General features: G+C 40.0%; 14 protein-coding genes. 10 read left to right on the top strand and 4 right to left on the bottom strand.

Going from position 1 to position 17751, the window contains the following annotated elements:
• Nucleotides 1-397: 397 nt before the first annotated feature.
• From JWR61_RS11485 to JWR61_RS11470, 4 genes are all read left to right on the top strand, one after another.
• Nucleotides 398-1198, top strand: coding sequence for a HipA family kinase (locus JWR61_RS11485; RefSeq protein WP_301927950.1), 801 nt, complete (start codon nt 398-400; stop codon nt 1196-1198).
• The gene (locus tag JWR61_RS11480; RefSeq protein ID WP_301927949.1) at nt 1179-1559 is read left to right on the top strand and encodes a DUF3037 domain-containing protein; all 381 of its coding nucleotides are present in this window, start codon (nt 1179-1181) and stop codon (nt 1557-1559) included. The genes JWR61_RS11485 and JWR61_RS11480 overlap by 20 nt, the downstream gene beginning before the upstream one ends.
• A 59-nt stretch (nt 1560-1618) precedes the next feature.
• The gene (locus JWR61_RS11475; protein ID WP_301927948.1) at nt 1619-2413 is read left to right on the top strand and encodes an RMD1 family protein; all 795 of its coding nucleotides are present in this window, start codon (nt 1619-1621) and stop codon (nt 2411-2413) included.
• A gap of 146 nt (nt 2414-2559) precedes the next feature.
• Nucleotides 2560-2877 (top strand): hypothetical protein, encoded by a 318-nt coding sequence (locus JWR61_RS11470; protein ID WP_301927947.1) that lies wholly within the window; start codon nt 2560-2562, stop codon nt 2875-2877.
• 56 nt (nt 2878-2933) lie between these two features.
• On the opposite strand, the gene JWR61_RS11465 is transcribed toward JWR61_RS11470, so the two are convergent.
• A complete protein-coding gene (locus tag JWR61_RS11465; RefSeq protein ID WP_301927946.1) occupies nt 2934-3803 on the bottom strand; it encodes a DUF4382 domain-containing protein in 870 nt (289 codons plus the stop codon).
• 208 nt (nt 3804-4011) lie between these two features.
• Here JWR61_RS11465 and JWR61_RS11460 point away from each other — a divergent pair, with 208 nt between their 5' ends.
• Both JWR61_RS11460 and JWR61_RS11455 read left to right on the top strand, forming a co-directional pair.
• Nucleotides 4012-4593 (top strand): RNA polymerase sigma factor, encoded by a 582-nt coding sequence (locus tag JWR61_RS11460; protein ID WP_290336381.1) that lies wholly within the window; start codon nt 4012-4014, stop codon nt 4591-4593.
• On the top strand, nt 4590-6233 hold the full coding sequence (locus JWR61_RS11455; protein ID WP_301927945.1) for an outer membrane beta-barrel protein: 1644 nt from the start codon (nt 4590-4592) through the stop codon (nt 6231-6233). Before JWR61_RS11460 ends, JWR61_RS11455 begins: the two co-directional genes overlap by 4 nt.
• A 219-nt stretch (nt 6234-6452) precedes the next feature.
• On the opposite strand, the gene JWR61_RS11450 is transcribed toward JWR61_RS11455, so the two are convergent.
• Together JWR61_RS11450 and JWR61_RS11445 are read right to left on the bottom strand one after the other, a co-directional pair.
• Nucleotides 6453-7661 (bottom strand): ScyD/ScyE family protein, encoded by a 1209-nt coding sequence (locus JWR61_RS11450; protein ID WP_301927944.1) that lies wholly within the window; start codon nt 7659-7661, stop codon nt 6453-6455.
• A gap of 424 nt (nt 7662-8085) precedes the next feature.
• Nucleotides 8086-9204 (bottom strand): family 20 glycosylhydrolase, encoded by a 1119-nt coding sequence (locus JWR61_RS11445; protein ID WP_301927943.1) that lies wholly within the window; start codon nt 9202-9204, stop codon nt 8086-8088.
• A gap of 254 nt (nt 9205-9458) precedes the next feature.
• On the opposite strand from JWR61_RS11445, the gene JWR61_RS11440 reads away from it, so the two are divergent.
• From JWR61_RS11440 to JWR61_RS11425, 4 genes are all read left to right on the top strand, one after another.
• The gene (locus tag JWR61_RS11440; RefSeq protein WP_301927942.1) at nt 9459-10208 is read left to right on the top strand and encodes a hypothetical protein; all 750 of its coding nucleotides are present in this window, start codon (nt 9459-9461) and stop codon (nt 10206-10208) included.
• A gap of 1 nt (nt 10209) precedes the next feature.
• On the top strand, nt 10210-12972 hold the full coding sequence (locus JWR61_RS11435; protein WP_301927941.1) for a TonB-dependent receptor: 2763 nt from the start codon (nt 10210-10212) through the stop codon (nt 12970-12972).
• A gap of 110 nt (nt 12973-13082) precedes the next feature.
• Nucleotides 13083-14228: a DUF4249 domain-containing protein gene (locus JWR61_RS11430; RefSeq protein WP_301927940.1), complete on the top strand. Its 1146-nt coding sequence runs from the start codon at nt 13083-13085 to the stop codon at nt 14226-14228.
• Between the two features lie 67 nt (nt 14229-14295).
• A complete protein-coding gene (locus JWR61_RS11425; protein WP_301927939.1) occupies nt 14296-16665 on the top strand; it encodes a hypothetical protein in 2370 nt (789 codons plus the stop codon).
• Between the two features lie 122 nt (nt 16666-16787).
• Here the strand turns inward: JWR61_RS11425 and JWR61_RS11420 are convergent, their stop codons facing one another.
• Entirely contained in the window at nt 16788-17612 is an 825-nt protein-coding gene (locus JWR61_RS11420) for a phosphatidylinositol-specific phospholipase C/glycerophosphodiester phosphodiesterase family protein (RefSeq protein ID WP_301927938.1), read from the bottom strand.
• Between the last annotated feature and the right edge of the window lie 139 nt (nt 17613-17751).

Below are 17751 nucleotides of genomic sequence, written 5' to 3'. Positions count from 1 at the left end.
GGCGCATAAAAAGGCATTCCATAGGTCCTGTTTTGTACAAAATATTCTAAATGGATTTTTTCTTCAGAATGTTTTCACCTTGCCAAAAGTCATGCCAACAGTGACATTATCGGGGGGATAATTGTCCTCAACTCTCTGCGAGACTTGTTAAAGTTATTTAAACAAGTGAAAATTTTAATTTGTGAATTTTTGTATTTTTTTAATTTTTATAATGTTTTACTGATGCTGTAATTTTCTTTTCAAATCAAAATATGTATTATAATCAAAAGAGCACACTACATATACAGTTGTTCACCAAATAAAAGAATGTATAGTAAATATCATTTTTAATAAAATTGAACTACATTTCATGCCTGTAGATAATTGTAGCTTATCAGGCGGTTTTTAATTTAATAAGATGGATCAGGATAAACCAGTGCTTCCGTTAAGATCGGTTGATATTACCAGGTATATAACTCCGCTTCGCGAAGGCGGTTCGCTTCCTGCTATTGTGGAAGCCAGTGATGAGTTTTTGTATGTACTTAAATTCAGGGGCGCCGGTCAGGGAGTAAAAGCATTGATCGCAGAATTAATTGGTGGCGAAGTAGCCAGGGAGCTGGGTTTCAGGGTGCCGGAAATTGTTTTTGCAAATATTGACATCGCCTTCGGCAGAACGGAGCCCGATGAGGAAATTCAGGATTTATTAAAAGCCAGTACTGGTCTTAACCTGGCATTGCATTACTTATCAGGTTCGGTTACTTTCGACCCGGCCGTGACAACAATCGATCCGTTGCTTGCATCACAGATTGTATGGCTGGATTGCCTGCTTACAAATATGGACCGTACCGTACGTAATACAAATATGTTATGGTGGCATAAGGAGTTGTGGCTGATAGACCATGGAGCTTGTTTGTATTTTCATCACAATTTGCAAAACTGGCAGGAGCAGGCTATACGGCCTTTTACTTTGGTGAAAGATCATGTATTGCTGCCGCAGGCTACGCAATTGAATGAGGTGGATCAAACTTTTCGTTCAATACTTACAAACGACCGCATACAGGCTATTGTAAACTCAATCCCGGACGATTGGCTGGTTCCCGATACTTCCTTTTCTTCACCTGAAGAACATCGCCTTGTTTACAGTCAGTTTTTAACTATCCGCATTGCCAATTCTGCCGTTTTTATAAAAGAAGCACAACATGCCAGATCATTTATTTGAATACGCGGTAATCCGCATTGTGCCCCGGGTTGAGCGGGAGGAATTCCTGAATGTTGGGGTGATACTGTATTGTGCAAAGGAACATTTTTTACAAGCAAAAGTTTGTCTGATTGAAGAACGCCTGGCTGCTTTTTGTATGGAAACTGATAAAGCAGAATTGAAACAACACCTGGATGCAATACAACGTATATGCGTTGGCGATAGTGGTGCAGGCCCGATAGCAAAACTGGATATTGCCGCACGCTTCCGGTGGCTCACTGCTACAAGGAGTACCGTAGTGCAAACATCCAAAGTGCATCCGGGGTTTTGTAAAAATCCTGGACAGACTCTGGCAAAATTGTACACCCGCCTTGTACTGTAAAAAATACACCCGCTTTCAAATGCAACGCCATAAGTAACAAAATCTGCAGCAGCTGAAATATGGAACAAGCAATCAAAAAGACAATTACCGGATATCACCTGGGCGACAGGCTTGATTTGAAGGAGTTGAAAAATAACCTGGCTTTTAATTGCATCTACGCAGACCCTACGGAATTAATGTATGATGCGGAGAACTCATCCTATATTGGTATTTTCGACTATGGAAGCATTGTTTTTTTTGGAGTGGATTACAGTACGCAAACCAATATCATCAATGCAGTTCGTACCATTCTAAACATCGGGAGTGCCGAACTGAAAAGGGAAAACTTTGATGTGGAGATTAATCCTGATGCATCTTACAAAGTTATTTTCGACCGGCTCATTATTAAAACGCTCACCATCGATATTGCCAAAATCATCATGCTTAATATAGCGCAATCTGTGGCGCTCGATTATTACATTGAGCAATCGAATATCTTATTACAGCAGACTTTTCAATTTACGATGGAGCTGGAAGAGAAAGGTAGATTTTCTATCAAGGGAAACGCATTGCTGAAATACATCGGCCGGCTGCTGAATCTTAAAAATAAAATTACTCAAAATATCTACATATTTGACAGTCCTAACTTAACCTGGAATGACGAATACCTGAACCAGATCAATAGCGATCTGAGCCGGGAACTGGACATCAAACTGAGGCACAGTAGTCTGCAGGATAGCCTGAATACGGTGAAGGATAATCTCGATATACTGAAAGACATTAACCAGCACTCTTACAGCAGCAAGCTGGAGCTGATTGTAATTGTGCTGATTGCAATTGAAATTATTAACCTTATCATTTCAAAAATTCTCTGATTAACTGCTCGGTAATGTGGATAAAATGCCTTCTCAGGATAAAAATTACCGACATCGTCCGCTGAAACATAAGCCAGTAGCGGCAATAGCAATTTTAACATTTTTTGGTAAAATTGTTGAAGGGGAGAGTAAAAAAACAAATGAATTTGAAACATGCTGTTCTTATCTTTTTTCTAGTTGCAGGATCACTGATCAGTTGCAGTAAAAAGGTCCATCCGGTAGCAACCGAATCTGAAACCGTAAAAAAAGATTCCATTGCAGAGAAAAAAGTAGTTGTAAAAAAGAAAGCCAGGGAACCTTTGCCAAAAGTAATTTCAGTAAATGATTTAAGTGCTAAAAAGACAATTGATGGCCGGTATTATTACGATTTGCAGGGGCATCGTTACTGGCGAAATAATAAGGATGGAAAATACTATTTGTTTAATAAAGCGATGTATGCCGATGATGCTTATAAACCTAATTAGAAACAAAAAGAAAAACAGGCTGTAGCCTGTGTTTCTTTTTGTTGTACACTCACTTTTTATTTAGTCAAAGTAATTGCAGGTAATGCGGTTTCTTCACCATTTTTTAGCTGGATATTATTGATGGTGGTATCATGATAGCCATTAAAGCCTTTATATAAAACAGTATAACTGCCTTCTTTTATTCCCCTTATTTTAAAATCGCCATCTGCACGCGGAATGCCATTGGCACTATCTGTAGCATTATACACAGTTACAAGCGGGGCAGCTTCAGCCGGTAATACCGAGCCCTTTAATCGTGCGAAATTGTGATCATTAAAGGGCCTTAAAACAGGTCTGAGATAATATTGACCGTTAATGAATACGATAGATCTGCTGATATCAAAGTCAATCCAAAGTGCGGTTTGACCAGTAGCCACTTCATGATGGTGTTTATTGTTGATTTTGACGTATAAATAGTTATTGATACCTGGCAGCAGATTCAACGGATAGTTAACACCGCCAACAGTAAGGGCATTACCGGCACCAAGTGTAATCCGGATTTTCCTGATGGCCCCATTGATATTTGCACTACCCAGCAAAGTGTCGATGCCGTTTCTCAATTTTGACACATCATACATGCCGGGGACAATATTTAAAGTATCCCATTTTCCAAAATCATCTTTGCCCTTGTGGTCGTCATCTTTGTCATTATCATTGTCGCCAAAAAGGTCGTCATTTTTGTGAGCTTCGCTGGTATCTGTTTTTACTTCCACGTATTTGATGTCGATCAAAACGGAATCATACAAAGCCGGATCATCGGTCAAATACACCGATAATTTCTGACTGGAAGTGGAGGCCGGGCCGGGGGCCGAATCTTTTTTACAGGCAGAGAATACCAGGGCCGAAGCAAATGCGAGGCAAAGCCCGCCAAATAATTTCTTGTACATTTTCATACTGTGGTTTTTTAAGTGATTAAAATTTTCAAAGGGCTGGCAACAACCGTGCTTTATTTGATTACCAGTTTAGTATAAACTATTCTTTAACAAATAGCATAGTATTTTTATTACAGAAAACACGTTACCAGTCTAAGTAACTGCTGCAATAATTTAATTTATTTTTGCAGCACCCAACTATTACAGGCGTAGCTGCATCTGTATGTCAAACAATCAATCATTAGTGCCGCAAACCGAACAGCTGATACAAGGTTGTATTAAAGGAAATCGTTATGACCAGAACAGGTTGTACCAGCTGTATGCGCCCGCAATGTTTTCAGTCTGCCTCAGATACTCAAAAAACAAAGAAGAAGCCGAAGAGATTTTGCAGGAAGGTTTTATGAAGGTTTTCACCCATTTACACCAGTTTAATTTTGAAGGCTCATTTGAAGGGTGGATAAGAAAGATAATGGTGAATTGTGCCCTTCAGAAATACCGCAGTAATGCACGTTTGCATGCAGTGGTAGATATTGAAACCAATCAGCATGAGATTGCGGAAACTGAAAATATCATGGCGCAGATTGGCACCAAAGAATTATTGAACATGGTACAGCAGTTGCCACCGGGGTACCGGCTTGTTTTTAATATGTATGTTTTTGAGGGGATGAAGCACCGTGAGATTGCAGAGCAACTGGGTATATCTGAAGGTACTTCGAAATCGAATTTGTATGATGCGAGAGTTATTTTACAGAAATCAGTCGCCGGCAGTTTACAGGTTGCAAAAAAAAACATTAATTGTTTATGAAAAAAGATTTACACAACATTGACAAGTTATTCAAAGCTGCCCTGGATGACCAAACAGAAAACCCGCCCGAAAGTGTTTGGGACGCTATAGATAAACGTCTTGATAAAAATAAGGTTGTAGATATCAACAAAAAATACATTCAGCTTAAAAGAATTGCCGTTGCTCTGTTGGTTCTTTTATTAGGTTTTGGTGCCTATACTTTAAACCATTGGACTAAAATTAACAATCCATCACAGGCAGATAGTACAAAACACAATAAAACAAACAATGATAGTAAAATAAATTCCGTACCAACATCAGTTGATGCAAAAAATAAAAACACAGCTGAAATAGAAACCGCTACTGTTGTTAAACCTGCTGAAAAAGGACTACATGCACCGGTAGACAGTAATAAAACGCTCAATAATAACATAGTAAAGTCTGCTGATGACAATGAAAAGCAGGTTACACAGGATTTGGCAAGCTCACAAAAGAAAGACATCAATGAAGCAAAAAGTAAACCACGGTTAAATGAAGACAATCAATCAATAAATAAAAAAGAAGTTAAAGCACTGGACAATACAGTAACAGCGGAGCAAATGCAGCTCAACAAACGAAAGGCAAAAGCAACGATAACAAATGGAGGTATTGATGAAGTTGCTGATGAAAGAACTGTTGTTGCAACTATCCCAACAGCATCAATAACAAATAAAAAAACTGCTCAGGATTTCGCAATCAAAAATGAAAATTTTACCAGTCAGCAATTGACACATTTATCTCCCATTGCCCCACAACTGATTTCAGCTCCCAAATTAAATGCAGCAGATAATCGCATTGGTTCAGACATAAGATTGTTGCCTGATGGATTGGGCCTGACCCAACGGCCTGTAAAAAGGCATGCAATAAAGAGCGGGGGAGCTTTGTCTGCAACATTATTTTTCGCCCCCAATATTTCATCCAATCTTTTAAAAGAAGAGCCGCATGAAAGAATGCCCGGCGGCATGCCCCCGCCCAGGGATCATGATGACAGGGACAAGATCAGGGATGGAGAACAACGACAGTCATCGTACAGCCTGGGGATTTTACTTGATTACAATTTAAGTAAGCATTGGAGTGTACAGACAGGTACGGAACTTACTTCTAAAACCATCACAATAAGTCCTAAAACTATTTACGCCGATAAAGATGACCGGGGAGAGATAAAATACCGGTTTAACTGTTCATCAGGCTATACTTATCTGTCTTCCAAAACCGTTGCAAACCCTGTAGTAGGCGACAGTCTGCAGGCTTTTGGCGCAACCAATACATTAAAATATATGTCAGTTCCGCTCGCCTTAAAATACCATTATTACTCTAATAAAATAGATTTGTTTGCTTTGGCAGGGACCACTTTTAATGTATTAACCAAAGGTAAAATTGCCACCGAAATTGGCAACGCAACCACTAAAGAGGTAACTACCAGCACTGCAATAAATGGTTTAAAATCCAACTATTTCAGCGGCAATATCGGGCTCGGGTTATCATATACTATTACGCGAAGTATTGCGTTAAGTTTTATGCCATCCTATAATTTTGCGCTGAATTCCAGCACGAGGGATGCGACTGTAAAAACTTATCCTAATAACATCAGCCTGGCTGCGGGTATCAGGTATAAATTATAAAGGATAAAAATAAAGCCAAAATAAAAAAACTATGAAATCATTCAAATCAACTACCAGTTTCTCCCTTGCAATACTTGTGTGTTTGTTTACCAATAAATATATAATTATGGGCAATGTGCTATAAACAATTATACCCTGCATAACAGGGTATAATTGTTTGACGCGTTACTATCTATCTCCTGAAAACAATATCAATGAGTTGTTTTGGCTGATGTGATGTCAGTCATCATCTCCATGTTTTTTAACACTCACCTGCAATATTTGTCCGCCACCAATCGCTGCCGGCCCGAAGCCGACATTTGACACATATAATTTTCCATCCGGGCCAAAAGTCATGGCGGTTGGCAAATTAAGGCCGGTAGCAATTTCCTCACGGTTGCCGGAGTGATCTACCCTGATAATTTTTCCTGTATTGGGAGTTGGTCCCATACCGCTGACAGTCGTATTTTCCAGCACATACAGGTTGCCATTTTTATCAATCGCTACACCCAGCACGGTAGTAAATCCGGTTGCAAATACAGATACATTTCCGGCGGGAGTAATTTTATAAATGCTGGAACTTCCAGGTACAACAGGAAACGGATGAAGGTTGCCGGAATAAAAATTACCATGATACCAGGTAAGCGCTGTGGGCACAATGTGGCCCTGGCTTGCAGAAATGTCTGCTACGCGACTTATTGCACCAGCGGTGGTTACTTTTATAAAGTCGCCATGGTTGGGTTCCATAATATACAAATTGTTGTTTACATCAATCATGCTGTATGGCGTACCGTCTGGTTCAAAATCATCCTCTTCCGGATTTTGAACAGGATGGGCTTTTAACCAGTCGCTTAAATTAGCCACCGTTGTCCACTGGCCATTCCATCCTACTTTTATAACCTGGTTTGGAATGGAGGGAACACCATGCGAACAACCGGCACCTGCCAGCACTGCATACAATGTGTTGCCAATAAAGGTCACATCGCCTACGCCTTCCACATCACCGCCAATTATTTCATTGGCATGGCTGGAGGGTAACTGATCGGTAACTGTTGTTCGTTCGCCTTTCCAGTTGATTTTTGAAATGCGGCCGCCTGTTGTACCGCCCAGGTAAGGGCCAACGGGAAATGGCACCTGGTCGCACTGGCCAATGGAAGAATAAGTCCCTGCGCCAGTGCCGCCTTCAGCAACATAGAGCCGGCCATTGGGGCTAAATTTTAACCCCCTGGGATTGTTTAAACCGGTGGCAAAAATGCGTACTGTTTCGTGGTTTTTCTTTTCCGTTGCTGTTGCGTTGTCAATCCACAAAGCAGTTTCATCTTTTTCCTGTAGCTGGTATGCGTTATCAGCGTTTGCAGTAACTACATCCGTAGTTGTTTTTTTGCAGGATGTAAGGAACAGAGCGATAGCAATGACTGCCGCCATTTGTCCCAAAAAAAATCTTTTCATAATTCGCCTTTTAAATTGTTGAAAATTTTGTTATATGCCACTATGCGGCATGTTGATTACATAATCAATGGTAACGCTAATTTTCTGCGGTATCCAGCGGTTAGCCGGTAGTAAAAACAGGAAGGAGAATCAGCAAGCTGATCTTCAAAAAATATGGACGAACAGGACGTTACGAGTATCTGCAACTGACAAACGGGTTTATAGAAAAATATTTTGTGGTGCCGGATGGGCTTCGGCAGTGGTTAAGTGAGTGTTGAGGAGAAAAATAATAATGGAAAGCTAAATTATAGTTTCAAAAACACAGATGCAAGAAACGTGCTCTTTTTTATTTTTAGAAAGTCATTGTATAAATGAACAACTGCCGCCAGCGTGTACCCACTTTAATAAATTTCAGAAAGCTTATATGTCATCTGGTACAAATTAATCATGGTGTTTCACTGATAACTTTTATCTCGTTCAGCATAGTTTTAAAGCAGTTGGCTTGCGTTGTATCAGTTTGTATACCGGATAATTTTACCGATTCATAATCATCAATAAACGAATTGGAATTTGACCAGATAGTCTGCATTACGCCCTGGTATAATTTTTTTACTGCAGGTTTTGCCGTACGCCTGTAACGTACCATGTCCCGTACCTGGGTGGCAGCAACAGCAGGGTTGCGCCAGGTGGAGGTAACCACAGCTAACTTATTATTGGCGAAATAAACAGCCGTCTGTTCCGCTTTGTCGTAATGCCAGTCGCAAATAACTATGTCTTTGCTGATGAGGCGTACAGCGCTTTGTGTATTGTTAAAGCTTCCTTCCCACTCGCCAATACCCGTGCTTTTTCCATCAATGAGCCGGTCGCCCCAAATCCATAGTTTTCTTTTTTTCTCAGCCAGGTGATTGCGGATGGTATTCACCTCCCCGGCAAATAAAACAGCTTTGTCTTTTCCGGCGCAGCGGGGACAGCGGTAATCACCCAGGTAAAAAACTTCATCCATCCCCGCATGAAATGCTGTCGCTTCAAATACTGTACAGATTTCGTCTACAAGATCAAATACAATTTTATGAACTGATGGATGCAAAGGGCAATAGCTTTTACAGTACAGGCTATCAGGGTTAGGCCAGCCGTATACCACCGGCATTTGCACAGTGGGTGTTTCATCGAATTCAGGATACACTCTCAGTAGTTTATTTACGGCTCCTGCCCATGATTGATGCCCCAGCAAATTGATCTGGGGAATTAAATGGATGTGGTTGTTTTTACAAGCCGTTACCAGCTGTCTTACATCTTCTTCAGACAATGCACTTGAATCCTGCAGTTCGGGATGGCTTTTGAACTGGTAATTAAAATCAACCCTTAAAACAAGTGTATTTATTTTATTAACAGCAAGGTCTTCGTTGATGAATTGTACAAACCTTTCAACATTGACAGGCTTGGGTGCTGAAATGCAAAAGGCCCTTACCGGTAGAAGGTCATCGATATTTTTTTGTGCCTGCAGTGCAATTGAACACATCAGAAAGATAAAACCGAAAAAAATGTCTTTTATGCGATTTGACATGGTATAGGTACTATGATTTTATTAGATGCTGATGAATTTTCCGGCAACAAAATTATTTGTGCAGCCGTTCGGAAAGTTATTGAATTATAGTTATAGCTGCAGACAATGAAAATAAAAATATTGAAAGATAAAGTCGGTAAACCGGATGATGACTGGTGCAAATTTATTTGCTTGCCGGACGCATTTACAATTTAAACCCTTAATTTTAAAGACATTTCTAACGATACCTAACTTCCATTACCAAGCCTGACTGTATGACTTCAAAAAAATTGTTGATTGCATTGCTTTCGGGCATTTGTTTTTTCTTTTCCTCCCTACAAAAAATTACTGCACAACATTCGGATTCCGTTAATACATTTTACACAGCTGCGCTGCATAACGCCAGGGAAGTTTATCACCAGGCTTTTGGAGATCAGCGGGCCTTAACTAACGGTAGCCTCTATACAGAATATCCATATAAATTCAATGAAGGTGATCCGTATTTCGGCACACCTGCTCCTGCCTCCGGATCAGTATTTTATGATGGTGTACAATTCGACAATGTATTGATGCGGTATAATGAAATCACCGATGAACTGGTGATAAACTATTATGCAGACAAAATACAGTTGTTAAAACCGAAAATTGATTGGTTTCACTTTTACGGTTCTGATTTTATAAAAATAACAAAAGACAGTCTCAGTATGAATCTTGTCAGCAGCGGTTTCTACAATCGTTTATACAATGGAAAAATTGGTTTATTTAAAAAGGAAATCAAAACCATCCAGCAAAACTCCTCTGCAATAACTGAGTTGCTCACTTATATTGAAGAATCAGATTATTACTATCTGAAAAGGGCAGACCGTTATTTTATAATAAAAAGTAAAAGTGATTTATATAAATTGTTGAGTGACCGGAAAAAAGAAGTGAAAAGTTTTATAAAACAGCACGGTCTGAACTTTAAAAAAGATAAGCAAAATACGCTTACCCAATCAATAGCCTTTTACGATAGCTTAATAAAATAAGATGAAAAAAAAGGGATCAATTATTTTAACACTACTGTTCGTTTTTTTTAGCTGCGTGCAAACCCTCGCTCAAAAAAAAACATATCCTGATGTAACGGTAAACCTGGATAGCGCATCATTGGAGCAATTCGTGCTTGCAATTGAAACTCAAACGCCATTGCATTTTTATTATGATACAACCCAGGCAGACAGCATTACAATCACATTGCACGTTCAACAGCAGCCATTGTTCAAAGTGCTGGACCAGGCTTTGTCTAATACAGGTCTTCGCTATACAATTACTGAAGAAGGGTATGCTTTTCTGTTAAAAGATAAAAATATCGAAACTGCATTTGCACCTTTCAATACAGATGAAAAAAATGGCAGAGGAGTGGACTTGAATGGTTTGCAAAAAAGGGATAAGGATAACATTAAAACAACGCTGGAAAATAAAGTGTACGATATAGGTGACAAGCTTGCACCTACAGCTGCACCTAATGCAATCATTGCTGGTACTATAACCGATGCAAAAACAGGCGAACCGGTGGTGGGAGCATATTTACAGGCAGATCAAACCGGTCCGTCACTTGTAACGGATCAGTACGGTTACTTTTCGTTTTCATTACCCAGGGGCAGGCATGTTATCAATATACAAAGTCTTGGGATGAAGGATACCAGGCGCCAGGTACATTTATACAACGATGGCAAACTGAATATTGACATGCAGAGTACCATCTTAACCATTAAAAATGTTGTTATCTCTTCTCAAAAATTAAACAATGTAAGAAGCGTTCAGATGGGCTTACAGAAAATTGATATAAAAACTATCAAGCAGGTTCCTGTAATTTTTGGAGAAGCGGATATACTAAGGGTGGTAACAACATTACCCGGCGTTAAAACTGTGGGGGAAGCCAGTACAGGTTTAAATGTAAGAGGAGGTTCAACAGACCAGAATCTTATATTATTCAATGATGCTACCATTTACAATCCGTCCCATTTTTTTGGTATGTTTTCGGCCTTCAATCCTGAAGTGGTAAAGGATGTGGAGCTGTACAAAAGCAGTATTCCCGCCAGGTACGGAGGAAGGTTATCCTCTGTATTAAATATAAACGGAAGGGAAGGGAATAAAAAACAATTAACCGGAAGCGCAGGTATTGGCTTGCTCACCAGCCGGTTTAATTTAGAAGGCCCGTTGATAAAAGATAAGACCTCGTTTATCCTCGGAGCCAGGTCCACCTACGCCAACTGGTTATTAAACCTGTTACCCGATCAGTATAAAAACAGTAAAGCGGGTTTTTATGATTTGAATCTTTCGATAACGCATGAACTTGATAAAAAAAATACACTTTATTTTACCGGCTACTACAGCAAAGACCGTTTTAACTTAAACAGCGATACAACTTACGGCTATAAAAACCAAAATTTTTCCGTGAAGTGGAAACACGTGTTTAACAACAAATTGAATAGTGTTGTAACCGGCGGAACTGATGAATATACCTATAATATCGGCAGCAGTATATTGCCCTTAAGCGCTTATAAAATGGGCTTTGATATTCATCAAACGTACTTTAAAACACATTTTAACTATTACCTTGATAACCGCCATACCATTGACTTTGGATTCAATTCAATTTATTACAAATTGAACCCGGGATACTTTAACCCCGATGGAAAAAATTCTCTTGTATCACCTGACCAGGTAGAAAGGGAAAAAGCATTGGAGAGTGCAATTTATCTGAATGATAAATACAATATCACCAGTGCATTTACACTTGAAGGCGGAATAAGATTTTCTTTTTACCAGTTTTTAGGACCTAAAACAGTTAACACTTATGCTGAAGGGCTGCCAGTAACAACAGACAACCAAACAGGCAGTAAGTTTTATGATAAAGGCAAGATCATTAAAACTTATGCAGCCCCTGAATACCGTTTGTCTGCACGATATGCTTTTACACCTAGCTTTTCTTTAAAGGCTGCATTCAATACCCAGCGGCAATATATTCATATGCTGTCAAACACGGCATCGATGGCGCCAACCGATATCTGGAAATTGAGTGACGTCTCTATCAGGCCGCAGCAGGGAGGCCAGCTTTCTTTTGGCCTGTATAAAAACTCAAAAGCCAATACCATCGAAACTTCGCTGGAAGTTTACTATAAAAAAATAAGCAACTACCTGGATTATAAAAGCGGGGGTAACCTGGTGATGAATCATCACCTGGAAACAGATGTAATTGGTACAAAGGGAAAGGCCTACGGCGTGGAATTTTTGGTTAAAAAATTAACCGGTAAAATAAACGGCTGGTTCAGTTACACCTGGTCGAGGGTATTATTAAAACAAGATGACCTTGCGGCCGGTGAATTAATTAATAAGGGCAACTTTTACCCGGCCAATTATGATAAGCCGCATGATGTTACTTTAATTGGCAATTACCGTGTCAATCATCGTTTCAGCCTTTCGCTGAATGCAACTTATAGTACCGGAAGGCCTATTACATTGCCAGTAGGTGTGTTTTATTTTGCAGGCTCCAACCGCACTTTGTATGCCGACCGCAACGAGTTCAGGATACCTGATTACTTCCGTGCAGATTTTTCAATGAACATTGATGGCAACCATAAAGTTCACCAGGTAACGCACAATTCCTGGACGTTGGGTGTGTATAATTTAACCGGCAGAAAAAATCCATATTCTGTGTATTATGTATCTGAAAATGGGGCAGTCAATGGTTATAAACTTTCCATTTTTGGAAGCGCCATACCATTTATAAATTTTAATATCAGGTTTTAGTTGAAGGGATGCGCCTGCGCAGGCCTGTTAATTTTTGAAAATGAAAGTCTATAGTAATACTATAAAATTTACCGGGCTGTCAAATAATTTGTTGGAATAAACTTTTTTAAATGAATAAAATACTGCTGTTACTAATCGTTGTATTTGTTGCGGGATGTAAGGAAAAATTTGATTCACCGGCACCAAAGGTTGCTACGGGCTACCTTGTAATTGAAGGTGTTGTTGATGGAGACGGAGGACAAACTAATATTCGTTTATCCCGTACAGCTGGTTTGAAAGATACCAGCAAACTTATGGAGCAAGGAGCAGTTGTTTTGCTGGAAGATAGCGCAGGCAACAGTTATCCCCTGTATGAAAACGGTATTGGTATGTATTCCGGCAACCTCAATTTGAACACTTCAACAGGCTACCGGCTGAAAATTAATACTCAAAACAGCGAAACTTATCAGTCAGATTTTGTGAGACCAAGGTACAACCCGCTAATAGATAATATTCAGTGGGAAAGAGACGAGAATGGTGTAAAACTGTTTGTTGACACGCATGATGATAATAATAACACCCGCTACTATCAGTGGGAATTTAAAGAAACCTGGGAATTTCACTCTGCTTTTTCAGCCTCTTTAAAATGGGACCCGCCTTCCGGCCCAAATGGTAGTACGCTTGTTACGGTAGCTTACCGGGATGCCAGTGACCCCGAGATCAGTATTTGCTGGCAATCTGAGGCGTCCAGCAATATACTGCTGGGGTCTTCAGCAAAGCTGACGCAAGATGTAATTCATTTACCTTTTACGGAGGTTGTCACCGGTTCGCAGAAAATGAGCGTGCTGTACTCGGTGTTGGTAAGGCAATATGCCTGGAGCAGGGAGGGGTATCAATTCCTGGAGCGAATGAAAAAAAATACTGAATCCGTGGGTTCTGTTTTCGATGCGCAGCCTTCTGAATTAAATGGAAATATTCATTGTATAAGCAATCCATCATTACCTGCCATAGGCTTTTTCAACATTAGCAGGCCGACGGAAAAAAGAATATTTATCAAAAATGCAGAATTGCCCAACTGGAATTACAATGCAGGATGTGTTGCTGTTGAAGTAGTAAATAATCCTGATTCGATTCAAATGAACGCCAGGGGTACCTTACCCATGTATCCGACACTAATGACTCCGTTTGGCGAAATAGCGAAATTTAAAGTAGCTGCTCCGCATTGCGTTGACTGCACTTTAACCGGCACCAACATAAAACCTGATTACTGGCCTTAAACCACCGACTGTTATGATGTTACCTATTTTTTCTTCACGGGTTTTAAAATCGGGAAATTGCTATTTTATGCGACAATTATTTCTATTTATTTGCGGTGCCCTGCTATCTGCGGCAGCAAGCTCCCAGGCTCCGCCAACTCAATGGATTGAAAGCCGGTTTAATTTGTGGCAGCAAAATAATTTCCAGGAAAAAATATATGTGCATACTGACAAAGCTGCTTACCTGGCGGGTGAAATCTGCTGGTTTAAAATGTACAATGTGGATGGCTATAACCACCAGCCGGCCGGATTAAGCAAGGTGGCATACGTTGAAATGCTGGATAAAAATAACCGGCCTGTTCTCCAGGCAAAAATAGCGCTTGAAAAAGGATTTGGCGATGGCTCGCTTTATCTTCCTGCTACTATGCTGACAGGTAATTATAAAATAAGAGCTTATACCAACTGGATGAAAAATTACGGGGCTGATTGTTTCTTTGAAAAAACAGTTTCTATCATCAACCCTCAGAAGAGTGCAGAAGAAAGTAAATATTCTGGTAGGGAATTGTATGACGTTGGCTTTTTTCCGGAAGGCGGATATCTTGTTAACGGACTGGAAAGTAAGGTTGGATTTAAAGTAAACAATCGCTTTGGTAAAGGCGTACCTTTTGAAGGCTTGCTGCTTACCAACCAGGGGGATACCATTGCTCATTTTAAACCAGCCAGATTTGGTATGGGCAGTTTTATTTTTACTCCCTGGACAGGTACGCAATACAAGGCCCTGATTAAATTGCCTGATGGTCAGCAACAAATTGTTATGTTGCCTGTGGCCCAAGAAACAGGCTATAACATGCGGCTGGAAAGGGCTGCGCACGGGGAGATACAAATTAAGGTGCAAACAACTGAACCAGCCAATGGTTACCCGGTTTTTCTTTTTGTTCATACCCGCTATGCTGTAAAAAAAATGCTGAGCAGCATTCTTGAAAAAGGTGAAACCGATTTTTCTATTCCCGACTCAGTGCTGGGTGATGGCATATCTCAGCTGACTGTTTTCAATAGTGCACAGCAGCCGGTTTGTGAGCGGCTGTATTTTAAAAAACCACTTCAAAAAATACAGATTACGGCATCAACCGACCAGGCATCCGCCGGCATACGAAAAAGAATAAGGGTTGGCGTTAGCTCTGCCAAAGAAAGCGGCGAGGCTGTCTCGGCCAACATGTCAATGGCTGTATATAAAATAGATTCGCTGATAACTACCGACGAGTGCAGCATATCCAATTACCTGTTGCTCAGCGCCGATGTTGCAGGTACGATAGAGTCGCCCGGGTATTATTTTTCTGACAATGAAGATATTGTGGCAGCAGATAATTTAATGCTAACCCAGGGCTGGAGAAAATTTAAATGGAATCAACTGGCAGAGAATAAAAAACAGTTATTTCAATTTTTACCGGAAGTGTATGGACACATTGTTACCGGCAAAATTGTACCCTCACGTGCCGGCTTGCCGGTAAAAGAAATTGCAGCCTATTTAACGGTGCCTGGTTTGATAACACAATTTCAAACGGCGATAACGGATTCAATTGGCAACATCAAATTCGACATGAAAAATTTGTATAGTGATGGCGACATTATTGTTCAGACCAATAATGAAAAAGACAGTGGCTACCGCTTTGAAATAGATACGCCATTTATAAATACGTATTCCGGAAAAAAACTTGCTGACTTGTCACATATGGACCGCAACGACGCTGTTTTAAAAAGATATATTTCGACACAGGTTCAAAATGCGTATGTGTATAATCAGTTAAATCGTTCTTCAGCAAAACTGCCGGATACAACTGCTTTTTACTCCAGGCCGAACGCATCTTACCTGTTGGATAATTATGTGCGTTTTACCACACTGGAAGAGGTTTTCAGGGAATATGTTTTAGAAGTGAATGTTAGAAAACCTGGCGGTAAATTTAGTCTGCCGGTTATGAATACAGGAGGCCAGGCATATTTTTTAACCCAGCCACTTGTGCTGCTGGATGGGTTACCGGTGTTCAATATTGATAAAATAATGAGTTATGATCCCCTTAAAATAAGGAAGCTGGATGTGTTGACCAGTAAATATTTCTTGAGAGATAATTCTTTTACCGGCATCATCAATCTTACCACTTACAAGGGTGATCTGGATGGATTCGAAATTGATCCAAGGGCTACCATCATCAATTATGAAGGACTGCAACTGCAACGCGAATTTTATTCTCCGGTCTATGCAACTTCTGCGCAGCAGCAAAGCCGGATGCCGGATTTCAGAAGCCTGTTGCTTTGGAGCCCGGAACTAAAGACAGACTCGAAAGGAAAATTGCAAACAACTTTTTACACTTCCGATGTGAAGGGAAAATACGCCATCGTGATAGAAGGGTTAAGCAACGATGGAAGGCCGGGAGAGCAAATTATTTATTTTGACGTAAACTAGTAGGAGGGTTTAGGTTACAACAAATCCAACACAAAATGAAAGGTCCATTTTTAATAGCCGTATAACAAAATAATTAGCTGGCTTTGGAATATACTATTGTTATAAAAAAAGGAAATTATTAGCTATGATTTTTTTGCTACCGCCGACATTTCACCGGTTAAAAAAGCACGCAGTGCATTTATCCGGTCGGTATTAATAAGGTCCACATTGCATTTCAGCAATTCGCTCCACACTTTTACTTTATCAGGCGAACCCCATAAACGAACCTTTCTGCCATTTTTATGCGCCTGCAAAACAAAGTATTCCAGACGCTGTATATCGTTTTCGGAAATCTTGCCTTTGCCTTTCCATTTTACAAGGCTTGAGTATTTGCAACTGGCGACTGTATACATATTGTTTGTAGAATCTTGTCCGGCACGTGTAAGATCTTCATCTAAAAAAGCCAGTCGTTCTTCTTCGCCCGAAAGCAAATTATATGGTTTATGCCCTGTCAATACAACAGATACATTCCGCATGATAAGTTCGCCGTTTTTGTAACCAGATAAAATGGACCTGTATTTTTGCAACAGTTGGGCAAGTACTTTATAAGTCTTATCGGCGTCCGTTTTGATGTCAATCATTAACGTAAGCGGACAATTGACAGGGTTCGCATTTTGGGCATTTGTATTTACATAGTTTAACAGCGGTTTAAAGTACAATTCTTCCAGCGTTCTTTTATTTTTAAAATAGGGCAGAATATGGGTCACTATTAATTTGCCATTCTTTAAATACACATCCGCTTCCACATAGGTGAAACCATTGTCCAGCGCATCCAGCAGCGGCCTTCTATGCCAATAGTCATTGTGCGCATAAGCGTTGGGAAGAATCATATTTTGAGAACGGACATCGGCTGCTGATAATAAAAAAAAGAGGATAACCAGCAATGGGCAAAACTTTCGGTTGATCATGTAAGGGACATATTTTTTAGCAAACATAAATTTATCACAGAATACCTGCACCAGTTAATTGACTGATAACAATCAAATAACTTAAACCGGGCATTTAAATAATGGCGGATATACCTGCCGTTAATTAATTGTTGATACG

It is taken from the genome of Ferruginibacter sp., from assembly GCF_028288465.1.
Taxonomy (GTDB): domain Bacteria; phylum Bacteroidota; class Bacteroidia; order Chitinophagales; family Chitinophagaceae; genus Ferruginibacter.
The sequence above is the reverse complement of the archived record's forward strand: the minus strand, read 5'-3'. Positions and strand labels throughout refer to the sequence as shown.

Bases quoted from the DNA above. Each gene is read 5' to 3' on its own strand.
- JWR61_RS11485 (WP_301927950.1), top strand. From the start codon at position 398: ATGGATCAGGATAAACCAGTGCTTCCGTTAAGATCGGTTGATATTACC.
- JWR61_RS11480 (WP_301927949.1), top strand. From the start codon at position 1,179: ATGCCAGATCATTTATTTGAATACGCGGTAATCCGCATTGTGCCCCGG.
- JWR61_RS11475 (WP_301927948.1), top strand. From the start codon at position 1,619: ATGGAACAAGCAATCAAAAAGACAATTACCGGATATCACCTGGGCGAC.
- JWR61_RS11465 (WP_301927946.1), bottom strand. From the start codon at position 3,803: ATGTACAAGAAATTATTTGGCGGGCTTTGCCTCGCATTTGCTTCGGCC.
- JWR61_RS11460 (WP_290336381.1), top strand. From the start codon at position 4,012: ATGTCAAACAATCAATCATTAGTGCCGCAAACCGAACAGCTGATACAA.
- JWR61_RS11455 (WP_301927945.1), top strand. From the start codon at position 4,590: ATGAAAAAAGATTTACACAACATTGACAAGTTATTCAAAGCTGCCCTG.
- JWR61_RS11450 (WP_301927944.1), bottom strand. From the start codon at position 7,661: ATGAAAAGATTTTTTTTGGGACAAATGGCGGCAGTCATTGCTATCGCT.
- JWR61_RS11445 (WP_301927943.1), bottom strand. From the start codon at position 9,204: ATGTCAAATCGCATAAAAGACATTTTTTTCGGTTTTATCTTTCTGATG.
- JWR61_RS11440 (WP_301927942.1), top strand. From the start codon at position 9,459: ATGACTTCAAAAAAATTGTTGATTGCATTGCTTTCGGGCATTTGTTTT.
- JWR61_RS11435 (WP_301927941.1), top strand. From the start codon at position 10,210: ATGAAAAAAAAGGGATCAATTATTTTAACACTACTGTTCGTTTTTTTT.
- JWR61_RS11430 (WP_301927940.1), top strand. From the start codon at position 13,083: ATGAATAAAATACTGCTGTTACTAATCGTTGTATTTGTTGCGGGATGT.
- JWR61_RS11425 (WP_301927939.1), top strand. From the start codon at position 14,296: ATGCGACAATTATTTCTATTTATTTGCGGTGCCCTGCTATCTGCGGCA.
- JWR61_RS11420 (WP_301927938.1), bottom strand. From the start codon at position 17,612: ATGATCAACCGAAAGTTTTGCCCATTGCTGGTTATCCTCTTTTTTTTA.